The 23,781-nt window shown below is 29.3% G+C and carries 17 protein-coding genes; 10 read left to right on the forward strand and 7 right to left on the reverse strand.

All coding sequences use genetic code 11. The features are described 5' to 3' along the window. Both tsaE and Q1A46_RS12915 read right to left on the reverse strand, forming a co-directional pair. Entirely contained in the window at positions 1–408 is a 408-nt protein-coding gene (gene tsaE, locus Q1A46_RS12910) for a tRNA (adenosine(37)-N6)-threonylcarbamoyltransferase complex ATPase subunit type 1 TsaE (RefSeq protein WP_299679247.1), read from the reverse strand. A gap of 3 nt (positions 409–411) precedes the next feature. Beyond that, the gene (locus Q1A46_RS12915; RefSeq protein WP_299679250.1) at positions 412–1,959 is read right to left on the reverse strand and encodes a bifunctional response regulator/alkaline phosphatase family protein; all 1,548 of its coding nucleotides are present in this window, start codon (positions 1,957–1,959) and stop codon (positions 412–414) included. A 166-nt stretch (positions 1,960–2,125) separates the two neighbouring features. Between Q1A46_RS12915 and Q1A46_RS12920 the strand changes: the two genes are divergently transcribed. The 9 genes from Q1A46_RS12920 to fabG all read left to right on the forward strand — a co-directional run bounded on the left by Q1A46_RS12920 (position 2,126) and on the right by fabG (position 13,177). Continuing rightward, entirely contained in the window at positions 2,126–3,364 is a 1,239-nt protein-coding gene (locus tag Q1A46_RS12920; RefSeq protein WP_299679253.1) for an HD domain-containing protein, read from the forward strand. Positions 3,365–3,409: 45 nt separating this feature from the next. Next, the gene (gene lpxD / locus Q1A46_RS12925) at positions 3,410–4,450 is read left to right on the forward strand and encodes a UDP-3-O-(3-hydroxymyristoyl)glucosamine N-acyltransferase (RefSeq protein WP_299679256.1); all 1,041 of its coding nucleotides are present in this window, start codon (positions 3,410–3,412) and stop codon (positions 4,448–4,450) included. Further along, on the forward strand, positions 4,443–5,834 hold the full coding sequence (locus tag Q1A46_RS12930; protein ID WP_299679259.1) for a bifunctional UDP-3-O-[3-hydroxymyristoyl] N-acetylglucosamine deacetylase/3-hydroxyacyl-ACP dehydratase: 1,392 nt from the start codon (positions 4,443–4,445) through the stop codon (positions 5,832–5,834). Before lpxD ends, Q1A46_RS12930 begins: the two co-directional genes overlap by 8 nt. A 1-nt stretch (position 5,835) precedes the next feature. Then, the gene (gene lpxA, locus Q1A46_RS12935; RefSeq protein ID WP_299679262.1) at positions 5,836–6,621 is read left to right on the forward strand and encodes an acyl-ACP--UDP-N-acetylglucosamine O-acyltransferase; all 786 of its coding nucleotides are present in this window, start codon (positions 5,836–5,838) and stop codon (positions 6,619–6,621) included. Between the two features lie 11 nt (positions 6,622–6,632). Further along, positions 6,633–7,199: an elongation factor P gene (efp, locus tag Q1A46_RS12940; RefSeq protein ID WP_299679265.1), complete on the forward strand. Its 567-nt coding sequence runs from the start codon at positions 6,633–6,635 to the stop codon at positions 7,197–7,199. A 39-nt stretch (positions 7,200–7,238) separates the two neighbouring features. Next, entirely contained in the window at positions 7,239–8,159 is a 921-nt protein-coding gene (locus Q1A46_RS12945; RefSeq protein ID WP_299679268.1) for a UDP-3-O-(3-hydroxymyristoyl)glucosamine N-acyltransferase, read from the forward strand. A gap of 70 nt (positions 8,160–8,229) precedes the next feature. Then, positions 8,230–9,105 carry a succinate--CoA ligase subunit alpha gene (sucD, locus tag Q1A46_RS12950; protein ID WP_299679271.1) on the forward strand — a complete coding sequence of 292 codons (876 nt, stop codon included), beginning with the start codon at positions 8,230–8,232 and terminating at the stop codon, positions 9,103–9,105. Positions 9,106–9,342: 237 nt separating this feature from the next. Beyond that, a complete protein-coding gene (locus tag Q1A46_RS12955) occupies positions 9,343–12,324 on the forward strand; it encodes a pitrilysin family protein (RefSeq protein ID WP_299679274.1) in 2,982 nt (993 codons plus the stop codon). A gap of 106 nt (positions 12,325–12,430) precedes the next feature. Then, positions 12,431–13,177, forward strand: a complete 747-nt coding sequence (gene fabG / locus Q1A46_RS12960) for a 3-oxoacyl-[acyl-carrier-protein] reductase (RefSeq protein WP_299679277.1) — start codon at positions 12,431–12,433, stop codon at positions 13,175–13,177. Between the two features lie 60 nt (positions 13,178–13,237). Here the strand turns inward: fabG and Q1A46_RS12965 are convergent, their stop codons facing one another. From Q1A46_RS12965 to Q1A46_RS12975, 3 genes are read right to left on the reverse strand one after another with little or no spacing between them, the layout of a single operon-like run. Beyond that, positions 13,238–15,523 carry a TonB-dependent siderophore receptor gene (locus Q1A46_RS12965; RefSeq protein WP_299679280.1) on the reverse strand — a complete coding sequence of 762 codons (2,286 nt, stop codon included), beginning with the start codon at positions 15,521–15,523 and terminating at the stop codon, positions 13,238–13,240. After that, positions 15,507–16,400: a FecR family protein gene (locus Q1A46_RS12970; RefSeq protein WP_299679283.1), complete on the reverse strand. Its 894-nt coding sequence runs from the start codon at positions 16,398–16,400 to the stop codon at positions 15,507–15,509. Before Q1A46_RS12970 ends, Q1A46_RS12965 begins: the two co-directional genes overlap by 17 nt. Before the next feature lie 53 nt (positions 16,401–16,453). Further along, positions 16,454–16,969 (reverse strand): RNA polymerase sigma factor, encoded by a 516-nt coding sequence (locus tag Q1A46_RS12975; RefSeq protein WP_299679285.1) that lies wholly within the window; start codon positions 16,967–16,969, stop codon positions 16,454–16,456. Positions 16,970–17,213: 244 nt separating this feature from the next. Here Q1A46_RS12975 and Q1A46_RS12980 point away from each other — a divergent pair, with 244 nt between their 5' ends. After that, entirely contained in the window at positions 17,214–18,959 is a 1,746-nt protein-coding gene (locus tag Q1A46_RS12980) for a hypothetical protein (protein ID WP_299679288.1), read from the forward strand. Between the two features lie 235 nt (positions 18,960–19,194). Here Q1A46_RS12980 and Q1A46_RS12985 read toward each other — a convergent pair whose 3' ends face one another. Both Q1A46_RS12985 and purL read right to left on the reverse strand, forming a co-directional pair. Continuing rightward, the gene (locus Q1A46_RS12985; RefSeq protein WP_299679291.1) at positions 19,195–19,611 is read right to left on the reverse strand and encodes a helix-turn-helix transcriptional regulator; all 417 of its coding nucleotides are present in this window, start codon (positions 19,609–19,611) and stop codon (positions 19,195–19,197) included. Between the two features lie 453 nt (positions 19,612–20,064). Continuing rightward, positions 20,065–23,736 (reverse strand): phosphoribosylformylglycinamidine synthase, encoded by a 3,672-nt coding sequence (gene purL / locus Q1A46_RS12990; protein WP_299679294.1) that lies wholly within the window; start codon positions 23,734–23,736, stop codon positions 20,065–20,067. Positions 23,737–23,781: the final 45 nt, after the last annotated feature.

The following is a 23,781-nucleotide window of genomic DNA, read 5'->3' on the forward strand; positions in this document are numbered from 1 at the left end:
TTAGTTAAGTTGAATGTTTCTTAGATTATCGTCGGCTAATGTGATTGTTACTTTACTAGCATTTAAAGGTAATAAATTTTTAATATTATCAGGCCATTCTATTAAACACCAATGACCTGAATCAAAATATTCTTCTACACCAATATCTAAGGCTTCTTCTTCATGGTTTATTCTATAAAAATCAAAATGATAAATGATGTCATCTGTTGTTGTATGATATTCATTTACTAAAGAAAAAGTAGGAGAACTAATAATATCATTGCTTCCTAAAACTCTACATACTTCTTTAATAAGTGTAGTTTTTCCTACTCCCATTTCACCATTAAACAGTAAAATTTTATGTTTTGAATTGCTAATTAGTTCTTTAGCAATTATTTCAATTTCTTCTAATGAATAATTTTTATTCATAAACTATTTAGAATTATATATAGCGCAAGGTATAATAATTTCTTCTAATGAAATACCTCCGTGTTGATATGTATTTCTGTAATATTTTACAAAGTGGTTAAAGTTGTTTGGATATGCAAAAAACAAATCTTCTTTAGTGAAAATAAAAGGGCTATTTATAGATACACTTGGTAGAAAAATATCTCTTGGATTTTTAACTTCATAAACATCTTTGTTCTCATAACTTAAACTTCTACCTGTTTTATATCTTAAGTTAGAACTGATATTTTTATCTCCAATTACTTTTGTAGGTGTATTACAGTTAATTGTTCCATGATCGGTAGTAATAATAAGTTTTTGTCCTAATTCTTTTGCTTTCTGAATAATAGAAAGTAATGGAGAATTTTTAAACCAACTAACAGTTAAAGATCTGTAGGCTTTATCATCACCAACTAATTCTTTTATTACTTCCATTTCAGTTTTAGCATGAGAAAGCATATCAACGAAATTATATACTACGACAGTCAGATCATTATTTTTTGTAGCATTATAATTTTCTTCTAAATCTTTTCCGTTTTTAAGAGAAGTAATCTTAAAATATTCGTGTTTAATGTTTAAGTTTAATCGCTTAATTTGTTCGGTTAAAAATTCATTTTCAAATAAATTTTTTCCACCTTCATCTGTATCGTTTTTCCAGTATTTAGGATGTCTTTTTTCCATTTCAGAAGGCATAAGACCTGAGAAAATAGCATTACGGGCATACTGTGTTGCGGTAGGTAGTATACTAAAATAAGAATGTTCAGTTTCTTTTCTATAGAAATTATTAATGTAAGGTTCTAACACTCTAAACTGATCATATCTTAAATTATCAATTACGACAACAAGTAGTCCTTGCTCTTTACTTAAATTAGGAACAATAAGATCCTTAAACAGTGTATGCGACATTGTTGGTTTGTCGTCACTAGTTAACCAATCTTCATAATTCTTTTTTATGAATTTAAAAAAATGAGTGTTTGCTTCAGATTTTTGGCTTTCTAAGATTTCTAAAAGATTAGAGTCATCTATGTTTTCTAATTCTAATTCCCAGTGAATTAGTCTTTTATATAGGTTAATCCACTCTTGATAAGAATTTACCATAGATAAATCCATAGATATTTTTCTAAACTCTTGCTGATAATTTAAAGTTGTTTTCTCAGTAACTAATCTAGAATGATCTAAATTCTTTTTTAAACTCAATAATATTTGGTTCGGATTAACAGGTTTTATCAAGTAATCGGCAATTTTAGAACCAATAGCTTCTTCCATTATATACTCTTCCTCACTTTTAGTAATCATAACTACCGGAAGATTAGCTCTTTTTTGCTTAATTAGATTTAATGCATCTAAACCAGAAATACCTGGCATATTTTCATCTAAAAAAACGATATCAAAATTCATATCATCTACTAAATCAACAGCATCAGTTCCATTCGTACATGTAGTAACTTTATAATTCTTTTTCTCCAAGAATAATATATGAGGTTTTAATAAATCTATTTCGTCATCTACCCAAAGGATATCAATTTTTCTCATAAGATTAATTTATTATCAAAGAACGATCAAATTAAATCTTTAGTGTCGCATAAAAAAATAAAAAACTCTTAAAATTTTAGATATTTATGTTTTTGTTGTTCGTAAATAAGCATTGTTTATATTTACATACTTTTGTTCAACACATTAAAAAAGAAAACACAACATATTGAGTAAGTCTAAAACTAACAAGCTAAAAATACTTAACGATCCTATTTACGGATTAGTTTCTATCCCCAATTCCTTAATTTTTGATATTATCGAACATCGATATTTCCAAAGATTAAGGCGAATTACTCAAATGGGACTTACAAATTTAGTTTATCCAGGTGCTAATCATACACGATTTCATCATGCAATAGGGTGTATGCATTTAATGCAAAAAGCAATTCAAGCATTAAGATCTAAGAATATTGAAATCTCTGAAGATGAAGCAGTGGCTTTATGTATTGCTATTTTATTACATGACATAGGACATGGAGCTTTTTCACATGCTTTAGAATACAGTATTGTAAATGAAATAACTCATGAAGAGATTTCGTTACTCTTTATGAAAGCATTAAACAAAGAGTTTAAAGGAAAATTAAGTTTAGCTATAGAGATTTTTGAAGGTAAATACGAAAGAACCTTTTTTCATCAATTAATATCAAGTCAGTTAGATATTGATCGATTAGATTATTTACAACGTGATAGCTTTTATACAGGAGTTGCAGAAGGAAATATTTCTTCTGATCGATTGATAGCTATGATGAATGTAAAAAATGATGAACTTGTTATAGAAGAAAAAGGAATTTATTCTGTAGAAAAATTTTTAATAGCTAGAAGACTAATGTATTGGCAAGTTTACCTTCACAAAACGTCTTTATCTGCGGAAACATTATTAGTAAAGATTTTACAAAGAGCAAAAACTATAACAAAAGAAGGAAAAGATTTACCAGCGAATAGCGCTTTAGATTATTTCTTAAAAGCACCAATTAATAAAGGAAACTTTAATGTTGAGACTTTAGAAATGTTTGCTAAACTTGATGATTATGATGTATTGTCAGCAATAAAAGAGTGGTGTGATAACGATGATTTTGTACTTTCTAAATTATCACAAATGTTAGTAAATAGAAAGTTACTGAAGTTAGATTTACAGAGTAAACCTTTTTATGAAAAATATAAAAATAAAGTTCAAGCTAAAGTAAAGAAGAAGTTAGGTGATCGAGAAAGTGATTTATCTTGTTTCGTTTTTGAAGATACGGTTTCAAATCAAGCTTATAATAAATCTATTCCGATTAAAATATTAACAAAAAAAGGAAAGCTAAAAGATATCGCTAAAGCTTCCGACAATTTAAACATAGAAACATTAGCTGTTCCTGTGGTTAAATACTTTTATTGTTATCCAAAGAATTTTGCTTTGATCTAGATCAACAGATTAAAACTAAACAAAAAATAATTACTTTTGCACCTAATGAAGTTTACAGCAAAACAGATCGCAGATATTTTACAAGGTGAGATTGAAGGAAATACGGAGGAGACAGTATTTGAACTTGCGAAAATTGAAGAAGCTCAAAAGGGTTCTTTAACCTTTTTAGCTAACCCAAAATACGAACCATATATATATACTACATCAGCTTCAATAGCTATTGTAAGTAAAAAATTTATAGCTGAAAAGACTGTTTCATCTACTTTAATTAGAGTAAATGATCCATATCAATCATTTTCAACGTTATTAGAATATTACAATCAAGTAAAAAATAATAAAGTTGGTAGAGAAAATCCTATTTACGTTTCAAGTTCTGCCTCTATAGGTAGCAATGAGTATATAGGTGCATTTGTGTATATCGGAGAGAATGTAACTATTGGAAATAATGTGAAAATTTATCCTAATAGTTATATAGGTGATAATGTGAAAATTGGTGATAATTCAACAATTTTTTCAGGAGTAAAAGTTTATTCTGAATCTGTGATAGGAAAAGGTTGTAAAATTCATTCAGGAACTGTTGTAGGTTCAGACGGTTTTGGATTTACACCAGATGAAAATGGTATATACAAAGCAGTTCCACAAATTGGGAACGTAATAATAGAAGATTATGTAGACATAGGAGCGAATTGTACTATAGATAGAGCTACTTTAGGATCTACAATTATAAAATCAGGAGTGAAACTAGACAATCAAATACAAGTTGCTCACAATGTAGAAATTGGTAAAAATACTGTAATGGCTTCTCAATCGGGAGTTGCAGGTTCTACAAAAATTGGGGAAAACTGTATGATAGGTGGTCAAGTAGGTATTGTTGGACATATTACAATTGGTAATAATGTTAAAATACAAGCACAATCTGGTATTGGAAGAAATTTAAAAGACGGAGATGTAGTACAAGGATCACCTGCAATAGGGTATTCAGACTTTAATAAGTCATATGTTTATTTTAAAAATTTACCAAAAATAGTATCAACCGTAAATAAACTAGAAAAAGAGTACAAGGCTCAACAAAACCAAAATGAGTAAACAACAAAGAACTATAGAAAATGAAGTTACTTTATCCGGTGTAGGATTACACACAGGAAATGAAGTAACTATGACCTTTAAACCAGCACCAACCAATCATGGTTTCGCTTTTAAAAGAGTAGATTTAGAAGGTCAACCTATAATTGAAGCTAAAGCAGAGTATGTTATTGATACCCAGAGAGGTACTAACATGGAAAAAAATGGTGTTCAAATCAATACTTCTGAACATGTACTTGCAGCAGCAGTGGGATTAGATATTGATAATCTTTTAATTGAAATAAATGCTTCTGAACCACCTATTATGGATGGTTCTTCTAAGTTTTTTATTGAAGCGCTTGAAGAAGCAGGAATAGTAGATCAAGATGCTGAAATAGAAGAGTATGTAGTAAAAGAGATTATTTCATATAAAGATGAAAGTACTGGAAGCGAGATTATTCTAATGCCTTCAGATGAGTATCAAGTGACTACTATGGTAGATTTTGGTACTAAGGTTTTAGGAACACAAAACGCTACTTTAGATCATATTCAGGATTTTAAAGAGGAGATTTCTTCTGCTAGAACATTTAGTTTCTTACATGAAATAGAAATGCTTTTAGAACATAATCTAATCAAAGGAGGAGATCTAAACAATGCTATTGTTTATGTTGATAAAGAACTTTCTGAAAGTACTACAGAGAAACTTAAACAAGCATTTAATAAAGATGATATTAAAATCAAGCCTAATGGAATTTTAGATAATTTAGAATTACGCTGGGCAAATGAAGCAGCAAGACATAAATTATTAGATGTTATTGGTGATTTAGCTCTTGTAGGTACTAGAATTAGAGGAAAAGTTATCGCTAACAAACCAGGGCATTTAGTAAATACTACTTTTGCTAAGAAACTTGCTAAAATTATAAAGAAGGAAAAAAGAAATAATGTTCCTACTTATGATTTAAACCAACCACCTTTAATGGATATTCATCAGATTATGGATATTCTTCCGCATAGACCCCCATTCTTATTAGTTGATAGAATATTAGAGTTGTCGGATAAGCATGTAGTTGGAATGAAAAATGTAACTATGAATGAAGATTTCTTCGTAGGACATTTTCCTGGAGCTCCTGTTATGCCTGGAGTTCTTCAAGTTGAAGCGATGGCTCAAGCTGGTGGAGTTTTAGTATTAAGTACTGTGCCAGACCCTGAAAATTACTTAACTTATTTTATGAAAATAGATAAAGTTAAGTTTAAACAAAAAGTATTACCTGGAGATACATTAATCTTCAAGAGTGAATTAATAACGCCAATTCGTAGAGGTATTGCTCATATGCAAGCTTATGCTTATGCTAACGGAAAATTAGTAGCTGAAGCAGAATTAATGGCACAAATTTCTAAAGCAAAATAATATGAATCAACCATTAGCTTACGTTCACCCCCAAGCTAAAATAGCAAGAAATGTAGTTATTGAACCATTTACAACCATACATGCGAATGTAGAAATTGGTTCTGGTACATGGATTGGTTCTAACGTAACAATAATGGAAGGTGCACGCATTGGAAAAAATTGTAGAATTTTTCCTGGAGCTGTAGTTTCCGCTATACCACAAGATTTAAAGTTTAACGACGAAGAAACTGTAGTTATTATTGGAGATAATGTAACTATTAGAGAATGTGTTACCATAAACAGAGGAACATCAGATCGATTAAAAACTGTAATCGGAGACAACTGTCTAGTTATGGCATACTGTCATATCGCTCATGATTGTATTGTGGGTAATAACTGTATTTTTTCAAATAATTCAACCCTAGCGGGGCACGTTACTATTGGAGATAATGTGGTTTTAGCAGGTATGGTAGCTGTACACCAGTTTGCTTCTGTAGGAAATCATGCTTTTGTAACAGGAGGTTCTTTAGTACGTAAAGATGTTCCACCTTATGTTAAAGCAGCTCGTGAACCATTATCTTATGTAGGTATTAATTCTATAGGTCTACGTAGAAGAGGTTATTCAACAGAAAAAATTAGAGAAATACAAGATATTTATAGAATTCTATTTCAAAAGAATTACAATAATTCACAGGCAATAGAAATCATTGAAGCAGAAATGGAAGCTACTTCTGAAAGAGATGAGATAATCCAGTTTATTAAAGATTCTCATAGAGGTATAATGAAAGGATATTATAAAACAAATTAATATAAAAAACAATGGCAACAACTTCAGATATTAAAAAAGGATTATGTATAAAATATAATCATGATATATTTAAAATTATAGAATTCTTACACGTAAAACCAGGTAAAGGTCCTGCTTTTGTTAGAACTAAATTAAAAAGTGTTACTTCAGGAAAAGTAATTGATAATACTTTCTCTGCTGGACATAAAATAGAAGATGTTCGTGTAGAAACTCATAAATTTCAATATTTATATGCTGAAGGAGATGATCTTCATTTCATGAATACAGAAGACTACAACCAAATTACTTTACAAAGAAAAGTAGTTGATGGTTCTGAATTTATGAAAGAAGGAGAAGTAGTTACAATTTTAATTAACACAGAAGACGGTTTACCTTTATCTGTAGAGATGCCTTCTCATGTAATATTAGAAGTAACTCATACTGAACCAGGAGTAAAAGGAAATACAGCAACAAATGCAACTAAGCCTGCAACAGTAGAAACAGGAGCTAGAGTTAATGTACCTTTATTCATAAATGAAGGAGATAAAATAAAAATTGATACTGAAAAAGGTTCATATTCAGAAAGAATCAAAGAGTAAATAAAATTTGATCCCGCTTAATTGCGGGATTTTTTTCATATGAAATTTAATACTGTACAAACTTTACAACAAATAGGAAATCTCTTAGATGTACCTTTTGTTGGAGATCCTGATTTTGAAATTACGGGACTAAATGAAATTCATGTAGTTCAAAAAGGAGAAATTGTTTTTGTTGATCATCCAAAATATTATGATAAGGCTTTAACTTCTGCTGCTACCACAATTTTAATTAATAAACAAGTTGAATGCCCAGAAGGTAAATCACTTTTAATTTCGGATGACCCGTTTAGAGATTTTAATAAGCTCACAAAACATTTTAATCCCTTCATAGCTTCTAAACAAAGTATTTCAGATTCTGCTGTTATAGGAGAAGGAACAATTATCCAACCTAATGTTTTTATTGGAGAAGGAGTAACTATAGGTAGAAATTGTATTATACATGCAAATGTTACTATAAACAATGACTGTGTTATAGGAGATAATGTTAATATTTATTCTAATACTGTATTAGGCAGTAATGCTTTCTATTATAAGAAAAGACCAGAAGGTTTTGATCCTTTAGTCTCTGGAGGTAGAGTTGTAATCGAAAATAATGTAGATTTAGGTGCTTCTTGTACAATAGACAGAGGAGTTACAGGAGATACAACAATAGGTGAGGGAACTAAAATTGATAATCAAGTTCATGTTGGCCACGATACAATTATAGGTAAAAAGTGTCTTATTGCAGCTCAAACCGGAATTGCAGGTTGTACTGTAATTGGTGATGAAGTAACAATTTGGGGGCAAGTAGGTATTGTTAGTGGTTTAAACATAGAGAAAGGTACTGTTTTAATGGCACAAACAGGAGTAATGAAGTCCTTAAAAAAAGGAGTTTATTTCGGAACACCACAAAGAGAGTACCGCCAAACTATGAGAGAAATTATACATTTAAAAAACGAAGTAAATAAAGCAAAAAAGTAACCATAATTTAATTGGTTATCCTCAATTAAAAAACTATTTTTGCTAGACTTAAAAAATTAAAAATAAACCAATGAGCGTTTTAGTAAATAAAGATTCAAAGATTATAGTACAAGGTTTCACAGGAAGTGAAGGTACTTTTCATGCTGGTCAAATGATCGACTACGGAACAAATATTGTTGGAGGTGTTACTCCTGGAAAAGGAGGACAAGAGCACTTAGGTAAGCCTGTTTTTAATACTGTTGATGAATCAGTAACTAAGGCTGGTGCAGATACTTCAATTATTTTTGTACCACCAGCATTTGCAGCTGATGCAATTATGGAATCTGCTGAAGCAGGAATTAAAGTAATTATTTGTATTACTGAAGGTATCCCAACTGCTGATATGGTAAAAGTTAAAGCTTATATCGACGCATTAGAAGATTGTACTTTAGTAGGACCTAACTGTCCAGGAGTTATCACTCCAGATGAAGCTAAAGTAGGTATTATGCCAGGGTTTATTTTCAAAAAAGGTAAAGTAGGTATTGTTTCTAAATCAGGAACTTTAACATATGAAGCTGCTGACCAAGTTGTAAAGCAAGGTTACGGAATTACTACTGCTATTGGTATTGGTGGAGATCCAATTATTGGAACTACTACTAAAGAAGCTGTAGAATTATTAATGAATGACGATGAAACTGAAGCAATCGTTATGATTGGTGAGATCGGTGGACAATTAGAAGCTGAAGCTGCACGTTGGATTAAAGCTGATGGAAACAGAAAGCCAGTTGTAGGATTTATCGCTGGTCAAACTGCTCCTGCTGGTAGAACAATGGGACATGCTGGTGCTATCGTTGGTGGTGCTGATGATACAGCTCAAGCAAAAATGAAAATCTTAGCTGAAAATGGAGTACACGTTGTTGAATCTCCTGCTAAAATTGGAGAAATGGTAGCAAAAGTTTTAGCGTAGTCGTTAAAATATTCTTAAGAAAATAACGTTATTAGTCCGAATACTATATTTTAGTGTTCGGATTTTTTAATTTAAGTGCTATAAACAAAGAAAAAAATAAAGAAAATGAAAGGAAGAGTATTTGCTAAATATTGTTTATTGACACACAATAACACTAGATAACAAAAAATAACATTCTAATTTTATTATACAAATTATTTTGTTAGTCATATAATTTAATCTAATAAACAATAAGCAATGAAAAAAATGAACAAACTCCTCATTGCTTCGATAGTAGCCGTTTTTTTTATGGGCTGTAAGGAAACATCTAATGATTCCGTAAAAACTAACGAAGTAAAAATTGAAAATCAGAAAGATAAAAATGGATTTAACTATGTAAGTTATACTAACGATCCTACTGGTTTAAGATTATACACACTTGATAATGGTTTAAAAGTGTATTTAGCTCAAAACTTTAAAGAACCTAAAATTCAAACTTTTATACCTGTAAGAGCTGGGTCTGTTTATGATCCTTCAGATAATACAGGTTTAGCTCACTATTTGGAACATATGTTATTTAAAGGAACAAGTAAAATTGGTTCTGTTGATTTTGATAAAGAGAAAGTAGAGCTCCAAAAAATTTCAGATTTATATGAAAAGCATAAAGCTGAAAAAGATCCAAAGAAGAAATTAGAGATTTATAAAGAAATAGATAAAGTTTCTCATGAAGCTTCAAAGTTAGCTATTGCTAATGAATATGATAATATGATAAGTGGTTTAGGAGCTGAAGGAACTAATGCTTGGACATGGCATGAGGAAACTGTTTATACGAATAAAATTCCAGCTAATGAATTAGAAAAATGGTTAAAGGTTGAAAGTGAGCGTTTCAGCCAGTTAGTTCTTCGCTTATTTCATACAGAATTAGAAGCTGTTTATGAAGAATATAACAGATCTCAAGATAATGATTTCAGAAGATCTAGCTTTGCTTTAATGGATGCTTTATTCCCAAGTCATCCATATGGTCAGCAACCTACTATAGGCGTTTCTGAGCATCTTAAAAATCCGTCAATGGAAGCAATTCATGCCTATTTTGATAAATATTATGTTCCTAATAATATGGCTGTTGTCTTAGTGGGAGATTTACAATTCGAAGAAACTATTCAAAAAGTTAACGCTGCTTTTGGAAACATGAAATCAAAAGAAGTTACTTATCCTGAAAGACCACAAGAAGTAGCAATTGAAAAACCTGTAATAAAAGAAGTTACGGGACCAGAAACTGCCAGAACCAATATTGCTTTTAGAAGTAAAGGAATTGGTTCTAAAGATGAAAAATATTTAACTGTAATAGATTATATATTAAATAATAGTACAGCAGGTTTAATAGATTTAAATTTAAATCAAAAGCAAAAAGTTCAAAGCGCAGGTTGTTATACTGAATTTATGAATGACTATGGTCTACATCAATTTTATGTTACACCAAAGAATAATCAAACTTTAGAAGAAGCTACAGAATTAGTTTTAGGAGAAATAGAACGAATTAAAAAGGGAGAATTCGAAGATTGGATTATTGATGCTGTTGTAAAAAACTTTGAATTAAATCAAGTTCGTCAAAATTTAAATGCTTCTTCAGTTGCTTACCAATATGTTTCAGCTTTTGTTCATTTCCAAGATTGGGGTGATAAAGTAAGGTTCTTAAATGAATTAAAGCAGATTAAAAAAGAAGATTTAGTTGCTTTTGCAAACGATTTTTATAAAGAAAATTATGTAGTTGTTCATAAAAGACAAGGTAAAGTAGATGATTTAGTTAAAGTTCCTAAACCAAAAATTACTCCAAATAAATTAAATAGAGAAAAAATATCAGATTTTGTTACCTCTGTAAATGCTATGAAATCTGAAGATTTATCTCCAAAATATATAGATTATAAAAGCGAAATTCAAAAGAGTAAAATTTCTAATGGTATAGAAATAGAGTATATTAAAAACACTGACAATGATTTAGCTGAATTAGATATCATTTTTGATATGGGTAAAGATCATAATAAAAAATTACCTATAGCAGTTGGCTATTTAGAGTATTTAGGAACTGAGAAATATTCTCCTGAAGATCTTAAAAAAGAGTTTTATAAGCTAGGAATTAATTATGGGGTTAGTGCAGGGGCAGAACGTTCCTATGTGTATTTATCTGGTTTAAGAGAAAATTTAGATAAAGGTTTAGCCTTATTAGAAGATTTATGGAATAATGCTAAAGCAGATAAAGAGACTTACGAAAAATATGTAGATAAAATAGCAAAACAGCGTAATGACAATAAACTTAGTAAAGGTCAAATTATGTGGAGTGGTCTATGGAATTACGGACAATATGGAGAGAAATCTCGTTTGAGAGACATATATACTATAGAAGAATTAAATAGTTTCAATCCTGAAGAGTTAGTTTCATTAGTTAAAGAATTGAAGAATTATAAACATAGGGTTTTTTATTATGGTAAAGATTTAAATCAAGCAAAGCTAGCCTTAGAAAACAACCATTCAATTCAAGAAAACCTAAAAGATTATCCTGAAAAAAAATCATACGAATATGCTAAAACTGGAGATAATGTGTATTTCGTAAACTATGATATGGTTCAAGCTGAAATGCTATTTTTAGCAAAAGGAGAGGAGTTCGATCCTAAGAAAATGGCTGTTTCTACACTTTTTAATACTTATTTTGGTAGTGGACTGTCATCTATAGTATTTCAAGAAATAAGAGAATCTAAATCATTGGCATATTCAGCATTTTCTTCTTACAGTAATGCTTCAGAAAAAGGAAATCCTAATTATGTTTATGCTTATATTGGAACTCAAGCAAATAAACTTCCAGATGCTGTTGATGCTATGATGGATTTAATGAATAATATGCCTGAAGCAGAAAAACAATTTAATGCTGCTAAAAATGCTGCTTTAAAAAAGATTGCTGCTCAAAGAATTAATGATACAGGAATATTTTGGACATATGAGTCATTAAAAAAGAGAGGATTTACAAATGATAATAGAGAAGAAGTTTATAATTCTATCAAGAATTTAACTATGAAAGATCTTAAAGATTTCTTTGATAATAATATTAAGGGACAAGATTATAATATTATGGTTTTAGCGAATAAAAAAGATATTGATCTAAAATCTTTAAGTAAATTAGGTAAAGTCAAGGAATTAGATGTGGATCATTTATTCAATTATGAAAAATCTAAAAAGTTAAAACTTTAAAAATCAGTTTTTAAAATATTAATTCTATAAGAAAGCACTCTTTATTGAGTGCTTTTTTTATTGGTATTACTAAATCATTTATATTTGGAGCTTTAAATTTGACCAAATGAAACTTTTAGAAAATAAAACAGCAATAGTTACAGGTGCTACCAGAGGAATTGGTAGAGGAATAGCTTTAGAATTTGCTAAACAAGGAGCAAATGTTGCTTTTACATTTAATTCTTCTGTAGATGCTGCAACATCTTTAGAAAATGAATTAAAAGAATTAGGAGTTAATGCTAAAGGATATCAATCTAATGCTGCTGAATTTGATGCAGCGCAAGAGTTAGCTAAAAATGTATTAGAAGAGTTTGGTAGTATCGATGTATTGGTTAATAATGCTGGTATTACAAAAGATAATTTATTAATGCGTATTTCTGAAGACGATTTCGATAAAGTTATTGAAGTTAACTTAAAATCTGTTTTCAATTTAACAAAAGCAGTAATTCGTCCAATGATGAAGCAGAGAAAAGGTTCTATCATTAACATGAGTTCTGTAGTTGGGTTAAAAGGAAATGCTGGACAAGCAAATTATGCTGCTTCTAAAGCTGGTATTTTAGGATTCTCTAAGTCTGTAGCTTTAGAATTAGGATCTAGAAATATTCGTAGTAACGTAGTTGCTCCTGGTTTTATAGAAACTGAAATGACTGCGAAATTAGACGAAAAAGTAGTAGAAGGTTGGAGAAATGAAATTCCTTTAAAAAGAGGTGGAACTCCTAAAGATATAGCAGATGCTTGTGTGTTTTTAGCTTCTGACATGAGTGCTTATATTACCGGGCAAACTTTATCTGTAGATGGAGGAATGCTAACTTAAACCGATAACATTTTACATTATAAAATTTCGAGCTGTCTTATTTTAGACAGCTTTTTTTTATTAAAATTTTACTCTGAAACTCACATTTGGTGTAAAACCTAAAGAAATGTTATCAATCTTAGAAAGGTTGCCATTTTCTATGTCATAATAAGTATTTAAAACATTTTTTCTATCTAAAATATTCCAAACAGACAGACCAGCAGTAGCTTGTGATTTTCCAATTTTAAAATTGTAATTTATGGAAGAGTCTAATCTTAAATAACTTGGTAATCTACTGCTATTAGGAGTTTCATAATTAATACTATTTCCTGTAGAACTCACACCGTTTGGTTCTGTGAAAGGTCTACCAGAATGCCAATTAAAACCAAGAGCAAAGTCAATATTTTTATACGTATATGTTCCGTCTAAACTAATTACATTTCTAATATCGACATTGTTAGGAAAGCTTTTAGAGTTATTTAAATTTTTAAAAATGTAATCATTTTTACTGTAACTATAGCTTAACCAGGTTTTTATGTTTTTAAACTTTTTATGAATTAGTAAGTCGATACCTTTAACTTCATAGTTTCCTATATCATTTATGAGTTGAAACTGATTTTGAAAACCTTGACTTCTACTACTTATATTATTTACTTTTTTATAATAGGTTTCGATACTTACTAACCATTTATTTTTCTCGTAAAATAAACCTAAACCAAGTTGTTGACTCGTAATTATAGGTGTACTTTCGTTAGCTAAAACCCATCTTCTTTTTTCTATTCCTAAGAAATCGTTTTGTAAATCAATAATTTGTGATGTTCCTTGACTTTTAAAGTCTGTAGTAAATTCAAATTTAAAATTTTCATGAAACCTATAATTAAAAGCTAATCTAGGTTCAACAGAGAATCGTTTAAACTTGTCAAAATAATTAACTCTTAATCCGCCTTTTAAATAAAAATTATCACTAGAATAGTTTAATTGACTATACAGAGAGTGTGTAATAAGTACTTGTTTTATGAAACGTCTGAAGAAAGGTTCATCTACTTTTTCTAAATTACTGATTGCAATTTGTGAGAAATGATATCCGTTAGACCAAGTTGTATTTGGAGATATAATTAATTCGGAATCAAACTTATATCCGTTGTCTTGAATTTCATTTTCTTGTGTTAAACTCTGACTGTTAAGTATGTTTGCGTTAACAGAAGATAAATTATAAAAAGAAAAATAAGCTTGAGCAGTTAGTTTAAAACGATCGTTTAAGTCTCCGACGTAAGTTATTCCTGTACTTATATTGTTTTGATTAAGTTCACTTTTAAGTTCTTCATCCCTTAAAGGATTTATTAACGATTCATTATACGTTAAGTCATTTTCTATATTTAATAAAACGAATCTTAATTGATGTTTGTCTTCAATATCCCAAATTAATTTACCGTAAAAATCATGAAATCTAAAATTTTCATCTTTAGTTATTACGCTACTGTCTCCAGTAATTAATTGTAAATCTGAATTTTGAAAAGCTCTTTGAAAATATTGATCAAAAGTTGGAGTGTTTAAAAAATCTGTAGTAGATCTTCTTGCAGCAAACTGTAATTCTAAATTTTTCTTGATAGGAATAGTGCTTAATACATCTAAATTCAATAAGTTCAAACCTACACCTAATTCAAATTTATTGGTTATTTTGTTAGGTAACTTCATATCAATAATACTAGAAATACTTTCTCCGTATTTTGCACTACTTCCTGATTTTGATAAACTTATGTCGTATTTTAAATATGGATTAAAAGCAGAAATTAATCCGAAAAAATGTCCAGATTGATACATGCGAATACCATCAAAAAGAATTAAATTCTGATCATGAGTTCCACCTCTAATATTCAAATTAGAGATAGATTCATCTACACTTACTACACCTGGTAAAGCATTAATTGCTTGTAAAACATCAGGTTCTATAAGACCAGGAAGTATTCCTAATTTGTCAGTTTTTAAATTTATAGACCCATCATTGTTTTTAGAAATACCAGAAGTTAAATATCCTTGAACAGATATTTCTTCTAAATTTTCAAATAAAATATTATCTGTGTTTTTTGTTTTTATGATGATGAATCGATCATTTAAAACTTTATATTCTAATTTAGTTGTCTCTTCTAAAAAAAATAACGTTTTTTCTAAGTCTAAAGAAGTGGAAGGAGGTGTTATAAAAATCTTCTCAATAGTTTTATCAGCGTAAGAAAAACTGATTTTAAATTTTCGTTCTATTTTTTTTAAAAATTTGACAAGGGAAATTTCATTTTCATTTTGAGCAAAAGAAATGAAAACGTTCAGGTTAAATATTAATAGAACAAAAAAAAACTTATTGAGGATTTTCACGCTTTAAAATAATTTCATCTCCTCGGATTATGTAACTTAAATTTAAAGGTAAAGTTATTGAATTTAAAGCTAAATTCAGGTCTTTATGATTAAATTTACCTGTAAATAATTGTTGAGTATTGATATTATTTATTGTGAAATTGACTTTATATTGTCTTTCGAATTCTTTAATTACTTCTATAAATGGTTCGCTTTCAAACTCACTTTCATTATTAATCCAAGAAGGCGAAATGTTTTCAGTATCTTTTTCGATTAATTTACCGAATTTGAAAGAATCTCCCGGAGATAACTTTTCAGTCTTTCCATTGAAATCTACACGTACAAGTCCTTCATAACAAACGACTTGAAAAGTGTTGTTTCTTGCTTTTACATTAAACTCTGTACCTAAAACAGTAACATTCCCTTGATCTGTAACTACTTTAAAAGTAGAACCTTTAGCAACTTTAAAAAATGCTTCACCTTTTAAAGTTAATTCTCTTTTTTTGTTCCAAGAATCTTTTACAAAATTAATAGAACTCACGGCATTTAATTCTACAGTAGAATTATCAGGTAAAAATGTTGTTATTTTATCAGCATAACTAGTTTCTATTTTAGTAACATTATTATTAAACAAGAAATAGTAACTACCAAGAGCTATAACAAAAATTGCAGCAATCTTAGTTAATAAGCTGAAAATATTTGAATTGGTATTTTTCTTTTCTGAAATAATATTATTTAAAATTTGTTGTTGATTAACGTTTTGATCAACTTTAAATTTTTTCAAACTTTCAGAAATTTGGATCAATTCATCTGCATCTTCTAGTGACTTGAATTCTTCAAGCTCTTGAGGATCAAGATCGTGATCTAACCATTTTTTTATTAATTCTGTTTTTTCCATATCTATCTACAATACTATAACAAGTAGAGATTAAAAATTCCTACCCCAAAAGATTATAATTCTTCTATATCTTCTCTTAATTTTTTTAGAGCACCGTAAATTCTTTTTTCTACGGCTTTTACAGAGATTTCTAAAATTTCTGCAATCTCTTTAAATCTTTTACCTTCAACTCGATTCATTAAAAAAGCAACTCTTTGAGCTTCAGTTAAATTACTAATTGCTCTTTGAATTTTATCCATGTACTCTTTTTCTTCTAAAACAAATTCAGGTGATTCATTTGTTGAATTTTTCTTGGGGATTTCTGCGTATTTTAATTTTACTTTTTCATGGTTAACTTGATTTAGCATCAAATTATTAGCAGTAGTGAATAAAAAACTTTTTGCTTTATCCGGAGTTATACGATGACAATTTTGCCAAACCTTTAAAAAGGCTTCTTGTACTTTATCTTCAGGATTTAATTTTTCACCGAATTTGTAATACAAGAAGTTATACAAATCTTTAAAGTGCTTATTAAAAAATGAAGAAAAGAGTGTATCGTTACAAATATTTTTATGTATTGGTTTTTCCATTAAGCAATAGCCATAATTTTTTCTAAGTTAAAAAAAAACGGTCACGAAGGTAGGATTTTTTTTTAGTATGTTGTTATACTAATAAGCAAACAAAGAATTATTGGGTTGATTTTTAATAGTTAACTGCTCTTTGTATAATTTTTTAATGAAATCAAATTTATTTATTTTGTTGAAACATTAATCCGTAATTTTGAGTTTGCTTTTTACAACTTACAATAGTAAGTTGTTGAATATTAATTTAATTATGAATATCAAACCTAGTCAACTTTTAACTTTTACTCTTTCAATTCTATCGATGTTAATAATATTTTCATCTTGTCAAAAAGAAGTAATTGAAATTTCGAGTTCTCAAGAAGAAGAAGTAAAGTTAACATCAGATTCAACTTTAACAACTTTAATAACTCAAACTGTAACTAACGATGGTTCTGTAGATAATATTATAGATCAAGCAAACTGTTTAGAGGTACAACTTCCAGTTTTTGTGGTTGTAAATGGAACAGGTGTAGAAATTAATTCTATAGATGATTATCAAGTAATCGAAGAAATTTTTGATCGATTTACTGATGATATTGATAAGATAGATATTCAGTATCCAATAAAAATTATCACTAATGAATTTGCTGAATTAGAGATAAATAATGAAGATGAATTAAAGGAATTGGTGAGTAGTTGTAAAGGAGAAAATGTTAAAGATGAAGATATTGAGTGTATAGATTTTTCTTATCCGATTTCAATTTCTGTTTTTAATGCTGACTTTGACATTTTAGACACTAAAACAGTAAATAATGATGCTAATCTTTATGGTTTTTTACAAAATTTAGATGCTTCTACAATTGCAAATATTAAATATCCGATCACTTTAATTAAAGCTGACGGAACTTTAATTTCTGTGAATAACAACAAGGAATTGCAAGATGCTATTATTGAGGCAGCTGATAGCTGTGATGAAGATGATGACTTTAACTATAATGATGACGATCCAGATTATTGTAATGTTGATTTTGTTAGAGAAAGTATAGAAAAATGTATTTGGGAAGTAACTTCTTATGCTAATAATGCACTTTTAGAAAATTATAGTTTCAGATTTAGTAACGATTTTACATTTACAGTAAATCAAAATGGAGCAATTGAAGGTTTTGGAGATTGGTCTATTGAAAATTCTTCTAACGGAAATGTTTTAAAATTATCTTCAACAATCAATGATTTTAATGGTGATTGGGAAATTAAAGAATGTGGAGATAGATTTTTAGAAGTGAAACTGGATAATGATGTAATGAGAATAGAGAAGAAGTGTCCTGATTTTAGTGAAGATAAAGTAAAAGAAATTTTAGCTGGTTGTAATTGGGCTATTACAGATTTTATAAATAACGGAGAAAGCTTATCAGATCAATATTCAAATTATAAATTCGATTTTAAATCAGATGAAACTTTTGAAATTACTGATGGTACTGATACATACACAGGTATTTGGACAGTTGAAATTAATGCGTTCGGAAATGTAATCATCAATATTTCTTCTGTTTTTTCAGATATAGTAGATCAATATTTTGTTGCGAGCTTAGATAATAGTAATGTTTTAATTCAAAGTAATTCAGGAAAAACTATTAAACTTCGAAAAGATTGCAGTACAGCAGCAGGAGATATTAGTGTTGATAGATTAAATTTTTTAGTTCTTAATTGTATATGGAAAATTACAGATTTAAATAAGGACAACAATAATTTAACGGCAAACTATTCTAATTATAGATTTAAGTTTTTCCAAGATGGAACTTTTATATTTTATAATGCTTTTGGTGGTGGAGATTATTCTGTAGGAATATGGAAAGCAGAAAGAACTAATAAAGTTGTGTTTTTATTAAGTTCACAAAACTTAAGCAATGAAATTAAAGGCTTTTTCGAAGTAGTTCTTTTAGAGGATGACAAATTAAATTTATTTGTAGAAGGTATAAATGGAACACACGATATGAAATTAGAAAGAGAATGTATTTAGAAATTTTTGTGCCAATGCTGTAGTTTACTACAGCTCTTTTTACCCATTTTTAGATATATTTATTTATTTGGAGTCTATACTAAAACATTTTTAGTATAGACTTTTTTGTTGAATTATTAATTTAATTGATGTTATATAACTGAACTCTTTATAAGCCTATTAAAATAAAACAAGCCTGTAAAGAATACAGGCTTATTTTTTCTAGGGGATTATTTAAATCGGTAATTCTCGGGAATTACTTGTCAAATACATCGAATGTACCGTCATTATACAGTAAAATAATTTTGGTTAAGGTTTTCGGGGTAAGTGATGATAAGTTATTACTTTTTTCCGACCTGTCAAAATTATTTTCTAAAATAGGTTCTTTTTTTGCACTTTCTTCTATTTCTTGGTTAAATAATGAGGTAGAGTGTTGTAGTGATGTAGATTTTTCTGGTTTATTATTTTTAGGAAAACTTCCTTTACCATAAAGTAACCAATCTAAATCAACTTCTTCGAAAGCTTTATCTACTTTCATAACAAAATCTAAACTAGGTTTATTTCTACCAGAGAGTAGATGTGAAATACTAGATTTAGGCACATCTATTTTTTCAGCAAAATTTGTTGACGTTAGATTATAATGATCTAAAATAAATTTTATACGATCTATCATTTTACAAATGTAAACTAGTGTTAGGTGTTTACAAGTGTAAATATAACTAATCTAAGTTGATTAGCAAAAAAATCCTTGTATTAGATGACTATAACCAGTGTTTCTAGCTATAAATTACTTTAATTAACTAAGCTTAACTTATTGTTTTACAGCGATTTACAAATGTACTATAAATTATACTTATAACTGAGTAATAATGCGTTTTTAGTGGTTTGAAATACAAATGTAAACACCTAAAAAGAGTAAATTAGCTTAAAATACATATATTGATTTAACAATATTTGCTTTTACTGATTTAATTGTATGATTTATTATAAAAACCAATGGTTACAATTGTAAAATTATTTAAATTCTAATTAGTTTAACTTTGTGGACTGCTTTTTGGTATACAATTGTAAAAAAAAAGAGACACTAATAATAGTGTCTCTTAATTTTATCATATAATTAAATTACTTAATCATCATTTTTATTATCGATCCAATTTTTAGCATTAATAAATGCTTCTAACCATGGAGAAACTTCGTCTTTTCTACCTTCAGGATAATACGGCCAGTTCCATTGGAATGTAGAACGCTCAATATGCGGCATTGTAACTAAATGTCTTCCTGTTTTGTCGGTTAACATTGCTACGTTATAATCTGAACCGTTAGGATTATGAGGATATTCTTCATAAGCGTACTTAGCTACAACATTATATTCGTTTTCTTGCTTAGGTAAATTAAATTTACCTTCACCATGAGAAATCCAAACTCCTAAAGTACTTCCTGCTAAACTAGATAGCATTATAGAGTTGTTTTCTTGAACTTTCACAGATGTAAACGAACTCTCATGCTTGTTAGAATCGTTATGAATCATTTTTCCATGAATATCATGCTCTGGATTAATTAGTTCTAATTCCATCCATAGTTGACAACCATTACAAATACCAACTGATAAAGTGTCCTCTCTTTCAAAGAATTTCTTTAATGCAGTATTTGCTTTTTCATTATATAAAAATGCTCCAGCCCAACCTTTTGCAGAACCTAAAACATCTGAATTAGAAAAACCACCTACAGCACCAATGAATTGGATGTCTTCTAAAGTTTCTCTTCCAGATATTAAATCAGTCATATGAACATCTTTAACATCAAAACCAGCTAAATACATGGCATTTGCCATTTCTCTTTCTGAATTAGACCCCTTTTCTCTAATAATAGCAGCCTTAGGTTTTGGTTTTGTAGTGTCTATTTTTGGTAATTCACCAGTAAAATTACTAGGAAAACTATATGTTAAAGGTTGATTTTTATAGTTTTGGTAACGATCTTCAGCTAAATTATTTGCAGTTTGCTTTTGATCTAATAAATATGAAGTTTTATACCAAACATCTCTTAATTCACTAATTGATAAAGAATATAAATCAGTGTTATTTTTAATATTAATTCTGTCAGATTCAGTTACTGTACCTATTTTAAAGAATTCAATAGCATTAGCTTTTAATGCATCTTCTATAGAACTATCACTTCCTTGGATTACAATTCCTGAGTTTTCAGCAAATAATAAACGTAAAGAATCATTTTCGTTTAATGAAGATAAATCTAAGTTAGCTCCAGTATTTGTATTTGCAAAACATAATTCTAAAAGAGTAGTGATTAAACCACCTGAAGCAACATCATGTCCAGCAACAATCTTTTCTTGCTTAATTAATTCTTGAATAGTATTAAAAGCTTTTTTGAAAAAAGCTGCATTTTTTATTGATGGTACTTCATTACCAATCTTATTTACAACTTGACTAAAAGAACTACCACCTAATTTAAAACTATCTTGTGATAAATTGATGTAGTAAATATCTCCTTTATTTTGTTGAAAAACTGGCTCTACAACTTTAGTAATATCATTACAATTTGCAGCAGCTGAGATAACCACTGTACCTGGAGAAATAACGTCTTCATTAGGATACTTTTGTTTCATTGATAAAGAATCTTTACCTGTAGGAACATTTATACCTAAATCAATAGAGAATTCAGAAACTGCTTTTACAGCTTTGTATAATCTAGCATCTTCACCTTCATTTTTACAAGGCCACATCCAGTTTGCAGATAAAGAAACCGATTGTAAATTATCTTTTAAAGGTGCCCAAATAATATTCGTTAAAGCTTCAGCAATTGAATTTAAACTTCCTGCTCTAGAATCTATTAAACCAGAAATAGGAGAGTGGCCAATAGAAGTAGCAATTCCTTCTTTACCTTTAAAGTCTAGTGCCATAACACCAACATTATTTAAAGGTATTTGTAATTGTCCAACACACTGTTGTTTAGCTACTTTACCACCAACACAACGATCTACTTTATTTGTTAACCAATCTTTACAAGCAACAGCTTCTAATTGTAAAACTTGATGTAAATACGATTCAAAGTTTTCACTAGAATATGTAATTTCTTTATAATTACGATTGATTGTTTTATCTGTCATTATTGTTTTTGGAGAACTTCCAAACATGTCAGATAAAGCTAAATCCATTGGCGTATTACCCTTAGTTTTAGATTTAAATGTAAAACGATGATCGTTAGTAACGTCACCAACAGTATACATAGGAGAACGTTCTCTTTCTGCAATTCTATTTAGGATTTCAGAATTTTCTTCTGAAATTACTAATCCCATTCTTTCTTGAGATTCATTTCCAATAATCTCTTTATCAGATAAAGTAGGATCACCAACAGGAAGTTGATCTAAATCAATCTTTCCACCAGTATCTTCTACTAATTCAGATAAACAATTTAAATGTCCACCAGCTCCGTGATCGTGAATAGAAACAATAAAGTTTTCTTCACTTTCAACCATTCCTCTTACAGCATTGGCAGCACGTTTTTGCATTTCTGGATTAGATCTTTGAACAGCATTTAATTCAATACCTGAAGAAAACTCACCAGTATCAGCAGAAGAAACTGCAGCTCCTCCCATACCAATTCGGTAATTTTCACCTCCGAGAATTACAATTTTATCACCTTCTTTAGGAGTATCTTTTAAAGCTTGATCTGCTTTACCATATCCAATTCCACCAGCTTGCATAATTACTTTATCAAATCCTAACTTTCTAGCATCTTCTTCATGTTCAAAAGTTAAAACTGACCCACAAATTAATGGCTGTCCGAATTTATTTCCGAAATCAGAAGCTCCATTAGAAGCTTTAATTAAAATATCTATTGGTGTTTGGTATAACCATTTTCTTTCATCCATGGCTTTTTCCCAAGGACGATTTTCTTCTAAACGAGAATAAGAAGTCATGTATACAGCAGTACCGGCCATTGGAATAGAACCTTTACCACCTGCTAAACGATCTCTAATTTCTCCTCCCGAACCAGTAGCTGCTCCATTAAATGGCTCTACAGTAGTAGGGAAGTTATGTGTTTCTGCTTTTAATGAAATCACAGATTCAAACTCTTTGGTTTCGTAGAAATCAGGTTTATCTGCACTTTTAGGAGCAAATTGTTCAACTTTAGGTCCTTTTATGAAAGCTACATTATCTTTATACGCAGAAACAATATCATTTGGATTTTGTTTAGAAGTCTCTTTAATCATTTTGAATAAAGAAGTAGGTTGTTCTTCTCCATCTATGACAAAAGTTCCATTAAAAATTTTATGTCTACAGTGTTCTGAGTTTACTTGTGAAAAACCGAAAACTTCAGAATCTGTAAGCTTTCTTCCAATTCTTTCAGAAACTTCATTCAAATATTCAACTTCTTCGCTACTTAAAGCTAAACCTTCTTGCTCATTATAAGCTGCAATATTTTCAATTGCTACAATTGGTTCAGGTGTAATGTTTATGGTGTACGTTTCTTGATCTAATTTTTCAAATTTTTGAGAAATCATCGGATCAAATTTAGAAAAATCTTTAGCGACAGCATTAAATTCTTCAATTCTTATAATACCTTCAATACCCATATTTTGGGTAATTTCAACGGCATTTGTACTCCAAGGTGTAATCATAGCTGCTCTTGGTCCAACAAAAAAGGCGTCGATAGACGCCACGTTTATTTTAGGTTGATTACCAAATAACCAAGTTAATTTTGCTATAGTCTCAGATGTTAATTCTTCTGTTGTTTGAACAGCAAAAACCTTGCTGTTTGTGTTTCCAAAGAAATGAATCATTATGTTAAGTTGTGTTTACGTGTTGTTATAAGGGTGTAAATTTAA

This window comes from uncultured Tenacibaculum sp., from assembly GCF_947502995.1.
Classification (GTDB): domain Bacteria; phylum Bacteroidota; class Bacteroidia; order Flavobacteriales; family Flavobacteriaceae; genus Polaribacter.